Annotated in this window: 2 protein-coding genes; one reads left to right on the forward strand and one right to left on the reverse strand. The window is 75.5% G+C overall.

What is annotated here, in order from left to right; genetic code table 11:
* Nucleotides 1–411: response regulator transcription factor (locus AB0C29_RS49400; RefSeq protein ID WP_360835444.1), on the reverse strand; the 411-nt coding region annotated here is incomplete at its 3' end.
* A gap of 6 nt (nt 412–417) precedes the next feature.
* On the opposite strand from AB0C29_RS49400, the gene AB0C29_RS49405 reads away from it, so the two are divergent.
* A partial coding sequence (locus AB0C29_RS49405) for a histidine kinase (protein WP_360835446.1) occupies nt 418–1,198 on the forward strand: 781 nt, incomplete at its 3' end.

Genomic DNA, 1,198 nt, shown 5'->3' on the forward strand with positions numbered 1-1,198 from the left:
GAGCAGCTCGGCCGCCGAGGCACTCAGCGCGGTGACCCCGGCGTGCGCGCCCCGGACCGCCGCGGCGAGCTCGCTGCCGCCGGCGTCCTTGAGCACGAAGCCGTCGGCGCCGGCGGCCAGCGCCCGCTGGATGTCCGAGGCCCGGCCGACCGTGGTCAGCATCAGCACCTTCGCCGGCACCTCGGGCATCCGGGCGCGCAACTGGCCCAGCACCCGCACCCCGTCCGCGCCGGGCAGATAGAGGTCCAGCAGGATGACGTCGGCGGCGAGCGGGTCGCCGGCCAGCAGCTCCAGCAGGGCGGGGCCGTCCGGCAGCTCCGCGACCACCTCGAGATCCGGCTGGGCCCCCAGGATCAGGCTCAGCCCTTCCCGGACCAGCGCCTGGTCGTCGACGACGGCAAGCCGGATCATCGGGCCATGGTAAGCAGTCGCATGGCGTACCGGATCACGGCCGACCGGCTGCGCGGGCATTGGCAGCCGCTGGTGGATCTCGCCCTGGGCGCCGCGACCGCCCTGCTCTTCGTGCTGTCCGGCACTGTCGTCTCGGCGCCGCTCGCGGTGGCCCAGCTGCTGCCGCTGGTCTGGCGGCGGCGTTTCCCGGCCGCGGTGCTGATCGTCGTGGGCTGCGCGACCGCCGCCCACACCACGCTCGGCATGGCCCGCGCGGTCGGCTTCTTCCCCGCCACGATCGCGCTCTACACCGCGGCCACCCACCGCTCACCGGTGATCCGGTGGGTGCTGTGCCCGGCCGTCGGGCTGGTCATGGCGGCCGCCAGCGCGGTCCGGCACGGTCCGGTCGAGGGTCTGCTGATGGCCGTCGTCACGGTCACGGTGGCGTGGCTGACCGGGGTGGAACGCAGCGAGCACCTGCGCCAGCGCGCCGAGGCGGAACGGCAGCGGGCGGAGGCCGAGCACCTGCGGCTGGAACGCCGGATCGCCGATCAGGCGACCGCGGCCGCCGAGGACAGGGAACGCCTGGCCCGGCGGGTGCACGACACGCTTGCGCACACGGTGACCGTGATGCTGCTCCAGACCGAGGCGCTCAAGGCCACCACGCCGCTCGGCGACGCCGCCCGGGACCGCCTGGACGTGGTCCTGCGAGCCGGCCGGGAAGCCTTGACCGAGGTCCGGGCCGCGCTGGCCGACGCCGACGAAGGCGACCCGGCGACCCGGCTGGCGGCACGGCTGGAGACCCTGG

Source organism: Actinoplanes sp. NPDC048791 (assembly GCF_040650095.1).
Taxonomy (GTDB): Bacteria; Actinomycetota; Actinomycetes; order Mycobacteriales; family Micromonosporaceae; genus Actinoplanes.